Raw genomic sequence first — 7,307 nt, 5'->3', positions numbered from 1 at the left:
TGCTCGGTGGCGGGCTCGTCCAGTTCCACCGCGCGCAGCACTTCTCCGCGCAGATTCGCCAGGTAGAGGGTGCCATCGAGGATCGCGATGCCGCTGGGGCTGGCTTCGGACGGGGACCACTGCGCAATCGGATCGGTGTACGACGGATTTCCGCCGCTTTTTCCCTCGGCTTCGGGCCAGCCGTAGTTTCCCCCGGCTTCGATGATGTTCAGCTCGTCGAAGGTGTTCTGCCCGAACTCGCTGGCGAACATGGTGCCATCAGCACCCCACGCCAAGCCCTGCACATTGCGGTGCCCGTAGCTGTAGACGAGGGAATTCTCGAACGGGTTGTCGTCCGGGACGCTGCCGTCAGGTGCCATGCGCAGGATCTTTCCGCCCAGCTGCTGCAGGTCCTGGGCTTGCTGGGGATTGCCCGCATCGCCCACGGTGGCATAGAGCATCCCGTCCTGACCGATGGCCAACCGCCCGCCGTTGTGGATGCTGGCCGAGGGCAACCCGTCAATCAAGGTGCGCGGGGCCGACAGTGAAAGATTCCTGGCGCTGCCTTGCACCGTGAACCGCTGGATGCGGTTGCCGGATTCAGCGGTGGAATACGCAAAAAGCTGGTCTGGGGAGAGGAAGGCCAAGCCCAGCAGTCCGCCTTCTCCGGTCGCCACCAGATCATCGAGCCGAGCCACTTCGCGGCCTGGTCCGGATCCTGAGATCTCCACGATCCGCCCAGAATCGCGTTCGCTGACCAGCAGGCTGTCTTGGGCGTAAACCATGGACCATGGGGCGTCCAAGCCGGTGGCCAGTGGTGCTGGAACAGCTTGCGATTCGGTAGCTGGAGCTGAAGGCGGGGTTGGCGCGGAGCATCCGGCGAGGAACACTGCGCCGAGCACTAGGCAGGTACCCAGAATGCGCTTCATCGAGCTGCTATGCATGGGCTGGTTGATGGCGCGTCGGGCGATAAGTCAGTTCCTGGATCCGTCCGTCCAGCAGCTTGGACTCGACAAGTTCCAGATCGTAGTCATCGACCCCGCCAAGTACCGGGGCAGAACCGCTATGCCCGGTCAGTACCGGGAAGATGGTCACCTGGATGAAGTCCACAAGACCTGCCGCCAGCAGGGAATGGTTCATCGCTAAGCAGCCGTGGGAGCGCAGCGGCACATCTGAAGCTTCCTTGAGCTGTGCGACGACTTCCAGTGCATCAGCGCGCTCCAGCGTGGGGTTTGGCCAGGACAGCGGCTCTTCCAGGGTGGTGGAGATGACGGTGGCGGGCTTGTCGTGCAGGGCCACACCCCACGCGTCTTCAACCTCGGGATTCGCCTCGATTTCTGCCCAGAAGCGGCTGAAGAGACGGAAGGTGTTGGCCCCGAAAACCATGCGGCAAGCCGGAGTGTAGAGCGCGAGGCGGTGGGCTAACAGCTCTGGCCCCTGTTTTCCCCAGTAGCCGCCCCAATCGCCGGCGGCGCTGCCGAAGCCATCGAGGCTGCTGAACACATCGAAGGTATAGGTCGCACTCATGGCGAATCTCCTGGAGCTTGAGCGTTAGATGCCACCTACCGTACGCCCGTGCTCGCGGTGTGAAAACCAGCTAGGCCGGATTCTCAGGCAAATCCACATTCTGGGTGCGCAACTGGCCGCGGGATAGCTGCTTGCCGGTGGATTCATCGGTGATGATGACCTCCCAGAGCTGCTGGGTGCGCCCTTGGAATAGCGCGGTGGCGATTACCTGAACCCGTGCTCCGGTGGAAGGGCGCAGGAAGTCGGTGGCGTTGTGCACGCCCACGGCGAATTGCCCGCGTTCGGCCACCGCGTAGCTGGCGCCCACTGATCCTGCGCTCTCGATGATCGAGGTGTAAACGCCGCCATGCACCACGCCCCAAGGGGTGTGGTGGTTCTCGTCCAGCTGCGCGTGGCCGCGTACTTCCGTGGCCGTGATTTCGTCGAATTCCAGTCCGATGCTTTCGGTGAAGCGGCTGGTCTTGTTGGGAATCCGCGGTGCAGTGTTTTCCAATTGGTGATCCTCAGGCTAGTTCGGTGTGCTGGCTTCGAGCGCCTGGGCGCGCAGGACATTCTTCTGCACCTTACCAGTGGAGGTGCGCGGCAGATCCTGCGGGAAGACGATGGTGCGCGGCACCTTGAAACCGGCAAGCTTTTCGCGGGCGAATTCAATCAGCGTTTGCGCGTCCAGGGAGGATCCGCTGGCGCGGATGACATATGCCACCGGACGCTCGCCCCATTTCTCGTCCGCGATGCCGATGACGGCCAGGTCCAGCACCTCTGGGTGCGAGGCGAGGGCTTGCTCCACCTCGATGGTGGAGATGTTCTCGCCGCCGGAAATGATGATGTCCTTGGCCCGGTCGCGCACCTGGATGTAGCCATCCGGGTGCATGACACCCAGATCGCCGGTGTGGAACCAGCCGCCATGGAAAGCTTGGGTAGTGGCCGCTTCATCGCGGTAGTAGCCGATCATGACGTTATTGCCGCGCAGCACGATTTCGCCCATGGTCTGTCCATCCGCCGGGACATCGTTCATGTTCTCGTCAACAATGCGTGCGGACTCGGCGGTAATCATGCCAACGCCTTGGCGGGCGAGCTTCGCGGCCCGGTCCGGGCCATCGAGGGCATCCCACTCATCCTGGTACTCGCACACCGTGTACGGTCCGTATACCTCGGTGAGGCCATATACATGGACTACCTCGATGCCCAGCTTCTGCAGCTTGGAGATGATTGCCGGGGACGGGGGAGCTCCTGCGGTGGTGATGCGCAGTGGCGCATCGAGCTGGTGGGCGCGGGTGGAGTCGGCGATGATGGAGCAGACGGTCGGAGCGCCGCACAAGTGGGTGGTTCCAAGATCCTCGATGGCATCCCAAACGGAATCTTCGCGCACGCCGCGCAGGCACAGGTGCGTTCCTCCCGCTGCGGTGACGGCCCATGGAGTGCACCAGCCGTTGCAGTGGAACATCGGCAGGGTCCACAAGTAGCGGGTCTTGGCGGTGAAGCCCTGGTGGTGCGCTTCGCCCAACGAGTTCAGGTAGCTGCCGCGGTGCGAGTAGAGCACGCCCTTCGGCTTGCCGGTGGTGCCCGACGTGTAATTGAGAGTGATCGGAGCCCGCTCATCGGCGATGGCGTAGGGAAGTCTTTCATCCGAGGCTTGTGCGATTAGCTCGTCCAAGGTGGCGTCCACGGGCACGTCCGGACGTTCTCCGGCGTACTGGTCATCGGCGATCTCGATGAGCGCCTCCAGCGTTGGGTTCTCGCGGCGCAGGGTCTTCGTGTTCTCCAACAGCTCTGTGTCGGCAAGCATCAGCTTGGCAGCAGAATGATCAATGATGTATTGCAGCTCGTGGGCCGAGAGTCGGGTGTTCAGGGCAACGAGGACTGCGCCTGCCAGCGGTACGGCGTAATGCGCCATGAGCATTTCGGGAGTATTCGGTGCCAGCACGGCCACGCGGTCGCCCGGCTCAATGCGAGCCTTCAGCGCCTGGGCAAAGCGGTGCACCCGTGCTTCGAATTCTTCATAGGAGAAGCTGCGAGTTCCATGGATGACGGCGGTCTTCTTCGGATAGGCCTCGGCTGTGCGTTCCAAGAAACGCAGTGGGGTCAATTCTGAATGGTTTGCCTGAATCTCTACCATGGTGTGGCTATTCCTCAATCGTCATCGATGGTTACGGAGAACAATAAGCAGGAGTGTGACTCAATGCACTCCATGACCAATAGTGGCATGAACCTCAGCGTCATGCCGGGAAACCAAGTTTCATTACGGTGGGCGGTAGGGAATTCGCGCCAGGGCCCCGAGCCCAGGGGAGGAGTTAGTGTTCTGCCGAATCAAGAGCGGCGGAAGCCTGCTGCGATCATGGGGCCGAAGCGTTCAAGAAGCGCGGCGTATGGCGAATAAAAGACTGCCCAAGGACTTCTGGCGGGGCCTTGGATCGAATATTGCGTCGAATATTGCGATTTGCGAAGTGAAATGTTTGACGGCTGTTCGTCATGAGCCATATCGTTTTAAACAGAATCAAGAGCATCAGCTATAAGCCCTGGCTTGCTGATCGGCAACCCTCTCAACGGTAGTGGGGTGCTCCAGGTGAGGATTCGGTTCCACACAAAATGTGCTGGAACAAGTACCGCACACGGCGCGGAACTTCAGCCCAAGCGGCTTCGAGTAACGAGAAGCCAATGCTTGCAGGCTACTGCGCGGTGGGCAAGACCCAAAGGAATCGAGCCATGTCATTGAATCTTGAACTTGACCCGTTGACCCTGCGCAAGGTTTTCGCTCAGCATCCATCAGGGGTAGCCGCCCTCTGTGCAGAACTGGATGGCGTGAAGACCGGAATTGTCGCTTCATCGTTTACCGTGGGAGTTTCCCTTGAACCTGCACTGGTGATGTTCGCCGTGCAGAAGTCCTCGAACACTTGGCCAAAGCTGCGCGAAGCTGGCCGCATTGGCGTCTCAGTGCTGAGCGAACGCAATGATGGTGTCTGCGCTCAGATTGCGTCGAAAAATGGCGACCGGTTCCGCGGAATCGATACCTATTCCTCGGATCAGGGCGCGCTCTTCGTCAACGACTCCACGTTGTGGCTGGAGACTTCGATCTACAACGAGGTCGAAGCGGGGGATCACTGGGTAGTCCTGATGGAAGTCCACGGGCACCGCACCTCCGAGCACTCGCCACAGATCTTCCATGATTCGCGGTTCCATTCGCTGCCGATTCCTGAGCTCGTATAAGCGCTTCGCATCTTCCAAAGCTCCGGCCAGATCAAATCATCGATCTGGCCGGAGCTTTTTGAATTCCGGTTAGGCGGGTTGAGCCGTTCCCCGCAGCCCTCGACACCGGCAATGCCCGTTCTCTCTCGCCACCCTGAAGACGTGGCAAGATGGCTGGCAATCTCATGGCCTGCCATCTTGGGCCAGCTGCCCCAGGCATTTGGCGATAACCTCGTCATCAAAGTATCTGTCGCGAGAAACCTTGAACTCGCCATATCCGCCACCCGCCTGGGCTGTCGAACAGAACCGCGCAGGTAGCTCATGGATCCTCGCTGCACGCTGGACCGGCCTCGGTTCGTAAGCAAATCAATAACGTGGCCACGGCCGCGGTTGATGAAGCCCTAACTGAGGAGCTCTTGGAATCCCTCAGGCAGCGAGCTGTCCAGGCGGCCGTGGCCGCCGTGACCGAACAGGTGGAGGCCAACGAGGCAGCCGAAGAAGCCCAAGACGACGAGGGCGAGGCTGAACCGGAGGAAACCCTTTACTACGGTTCCGTTGATGAGTTTGTCCGTGAGTACCTGCGCAATGTCTATCGCCGGGCGATCAACGGCCGGTCGCGGGTCTGGGCTGCCCGGTGGTGGGAATATGACGAGGCAGTGATCCGTCTGGAAGCGCTGTGGCGTTCCTGGGAACATCTGCGCATGGACCCCAGCACCGGCATGAGCGTGTGGTGGCGTGACCACGCGGACCACCATATGGCGGTCTTGCTGGACCCGGATGGGCCGTTTTCCTCGGCAGCGGACACCGACGAAAACAAGTCCAAAAAAGGGCAGCCGTTGCCTTATGCAGCGCCGCCGGAGGGCTTGTTCCCTGACCAACGTCAAATCCACCTTCCAGTTGTTGAACCTCCAAAAAAATATTTATTCTAGTGGGTAAGTTTCTTTGATATAGTAACTACGACTGATCAGAGACGGATCTTGTAGTCGATCTTGACTTCGGTCGTGCAAAGCTCCTGCGCATCAATTTTCAGCGCCAAATCTCATTTGGCGAATGGAACTTGGAAGTTAGGAGCAATAACTCAGGGCATGTGAAAATGCGATTCTTCGTGTTTCCACAGGGCCTCAATCAAAAGGAAAAATATGTCAAGCGTTACCTCAGAAAAGAGCACGGTCCAAGCGATCTCGGCAGGAAAAGGGATCATCGTACTTGCGGCAGTCACGGCGTCACTCACCATCCTTCTGGTAGCATCCGCTGTAATGCCAGAGGCACTAGTTGCCTTCTTTGGCTTTACCACGGCCAATGCAACGGCAGCGGCAACAGCAATTCTCGCTGGCATGGATGTTGCGACCGCGGTCTCGCTCTTCGGTGGTGCCACTGTTATCGGTGGTGCTGCCTTGGCTATGCTCCGCCGCGCTATTGGCAAGAAGGCTCTGGTTAAGTAGAAACGATGGGCGGACCGACAAGCTGTCGGTCCGCCTTCGAACCTATGACACATTATTTAAAGGGTCTTTTTGCAAGGCAGCGCTTAGCATTATGCATTGGAGCGTTGCTGTGGCTGGGCGCCGTAGCAGCCGGTATTGCAACGGTACCTCTTGAACAAGAGAGTCATTCAGGTTTGGTTCCGGCATCACCTTCATGGGCCCTATGGTGGAGCATATTATCGAACAATGCAATCATTGCTCTGCTGGCCTTTGCAGGAATTTTGACCTTCGGCATCATCACGGTGTTGTATGCCCTTGCGTCGGGCTTGCTTTTTGGCCATTTTCTGGCACAGGCAGTCAACCTCGCTGGCTTGCTCGGCGTTATTCGAGGGGTTGGACCACACGGGATAGTTGAATTTCCGGCCATTATTATCGCGATTTCAGCAGGGATCTCGCCTCTGGCTTATTTTCTACGGACTGCTCTCGGAGGCAGAAAAGAACCTAGAGAAAACCTGTTTCAGGCCGCACAGGGCGTAATCCTTGATGCGGTCTCCCTACTTTGCATCTCCCTCCTCATGATCGTTATAGCCGCAACTATAGAAACTTGGGTTACTCTCCTATGACACAGAACGACCTTTCCAGCAAAACCTCACTTCTCAACAGCAGGTTTGCTTGGCCTTTGACTATGCTTCTGATCGGGGTCAGTGTTTTCATGCTGATGGGCAGGTTCGTCGGGGTCTACGAACATGAAGTGTCGCTGAAGCTACCTGAAGCACAGCCTGCTGAAATTCGACTTGGGGCCGTCACCGCACTTATCACCAGCGCCCTGCTAAACTCCGTAATCCTTGTTTTACTAACTGCATTTGCCGGTTTCCTCACAGCTCGACTCAATGCGCGTCTTGACGGCGCTGAAACAACCCGCACAACCCGCCGCTCCATTTCGGTAATGGTTGGTCTGTATGTAGCTTTCAGAAGTCTCGGATGGTACCTAGCCTCAGTCTTCGGAGTCGTCGTGCCGACGATAATGGATTCATTCTTTGAGGCTGATATCTCGGTGCTGGTGGTCTATTTTGGTGGAGTTCTGCTACTGGCGCGCGAAGGCGGATCGAGAAAATCAGTGTTCATCGTACCCCTGGTTCCAACCGCCTTGTTTGCGATCGCTTTTTCCGTACTATAAAAATAATAAATCATCTGAAC

9 protein-coding genes and 1 riboswitch are annotated in these 7,307 nt (G+C 58.4%); of the genes, 5 read left to right on the top strand and 4 right to left on the bottom strand.

Translation table 11 applies throughout. The features are described from left to right. The 4 genes from ACNPN0_RS15735 to ACNPN0_RS15720 all read right to left on the bottom strand — a co-directional run. The coding region (locus ACNPN0_RS15735) for a PQQ-dependent sugar dehydrogenase (RefSeq protein WP_448938950.1) at positions 1-908 on the bottom strand (908 nt) is incomplete at its 3' end. 7 nt (positions 909-915) lie between these two features. After that, a complete protein-coding gene (locus ACNPN0_RS15730) occupies positions 916-1,506 on the bottom strand; it encodes a dihydrofolate reductase family protein (protein ID WP_105656584.1) in 591 nt (196 codons plus the stop codon). A gap of 70 nt (positions 1,507-1,576) precedes the next feature. Beyond that, positions 1,577-1,999, bottom strand: coding sequence for a PaaI family thioesterase (locus ACNPN0_RS15725; protein WP_105656583.1), 423 nt, complete (start codon positions 1,997-1,999; stop codon positions 1,577-1,579). Between the two features lie 15 nt (positions 2,000-2,014). Beyond that, on the bottom strand, positions 2,015-3,622 hold the full coding sequence (locus ACNPN0_RS15720; protein ID WP_105656582.1) for a long-chain-fatty-acid--CoA ligase: 1,608 nt from the start codon (positions 3,620-3,622) through the stop codon (positions 2,015-2,017). A 376-nt stretch (positions 3,623-3,998) separates the two neighbouring features. Next, a riboswitch (SAM riboswitch) is annotated at positions 3,999-4,115 on the top strand. Positions 4,116-4,209: 94 nt separating this feature from the next. On the opposite strand from ACNPN0_RS15720, the gene ACNPN0_RS15715 reads away from it, so the two are divergent. From ACNPN0_RS15715 to ACNPN0_RS15695, 5 genes are all read left to right on the top strand, one after another. Next, positions 4,210-4,710 carry a flavin reductase family protein gene (locus ACNPN0_RS15715; protein ID WP_105656581.1) on the top strand — a complete coding sequence of 167 codons (501 nt, stop codon included), beginning with the start codon at positions 4,210-4,212 and terminating at the stop codon, positions 4,708-4,710. 431 nt (positions 4,711-5,141) lie between these two features. After that, a complete protein-coding gene (locus ACNPN0_RS15710) occupies positions 5,142-5,618 on the top strand; it encodes a DUF4913 domain-containing protein (protein WP_105656634.1) in 477 nt (158 codons plus the stop codon). Positions 5,619-5,828: 210 nt separating this feature from the next. Then, positions 5,829-6,131, top strand: a complete 303-nt coding sequence (locus ACNPN0_RS15705) for a hypothetical protein (protein WP_105656580.1) — start codon at positions 5,829-5,831, stop codon at positions 6,129-6,131. 44 nt (positions 6,132-6,175) lie between these two features. Then, positions 6,176-6,733: a stage II sporulation protein M gene (locus tag ACNPN0_RS15700; RefSeq protein ID WP_181148789.1), complete on the top strand. Its 558-nt coding sequence runs from the start codon at positions 6,176-6,178 to the stop codon at positions 6,731-6,733. Continuing rightward, a complete protein-coding gene (locus ACNPN0_RS15695; protein WP_332503204.1) occupies positions 6,730-7,287 on the top strand; it encodes a hypothetical protein in 558 nt (185 codons plus the stop codon). The genes ACNPN0_RS15700 and ACNPN0_RS15695 overlap by 4 nt, the downstream gene beginning before the upstream one ends. Positions 7,288-7,307 lie beyond the last annotated feature (20 nt).

It is taken from the genome of Glutamicibacter sp. AGC84, from assembly GCF_053543575.1.
The sequence above is the reverse complement of the archived record's forward strand: the minus strand, read 5'-3'. Positions and strand labels throughout refer to the sequence as shown.

Coding starts and splice junctions, on each gene's coding strand:
- ACNPN0_RS15720 (WP_105656582.1), bottom strand. CDS start 3,622: ATGGTAGAGATTCAGGCAAACCATTCAGAATTGACCCCACTGCGTTTC.
- ACNPN0_RS15695 (WP_332503204.1), top strand. CDS start 6,730: ATGACACAGAACGACCTTTCCAGCAAAACCTCACTTCTCAACAGCAGG.
- ACNPN0_RS15705 (WP_105656580.1), top strand. CDS start 5,829: ATGTCAAGCGTTACCTCAGAAAAGAGCACGGTCCAAGCGATCTCGGCA.
- ACNPN0_RS15700 (WP_181148789.1), top strand. CDS start 6,176: ATGACACATTATTTAAAGGGTCTTTTTGCAAGGCAGCGCTTAGCATTA.
- ACNPN0_RS15730 (WP_105656584.1), bottom strand. CDS start 1,506: ATGAGTGCGACCTATACCTTCGATGTGTTCAGCAGCCTCGATGGCTTC.
- ACNPN0_RS15715 (WP_105656581.1), top strand. CDS start 4,210: ATGTCATTGAATCTTGAACTTGACCCGTTGACCCTGCGCAAGGTTTTC.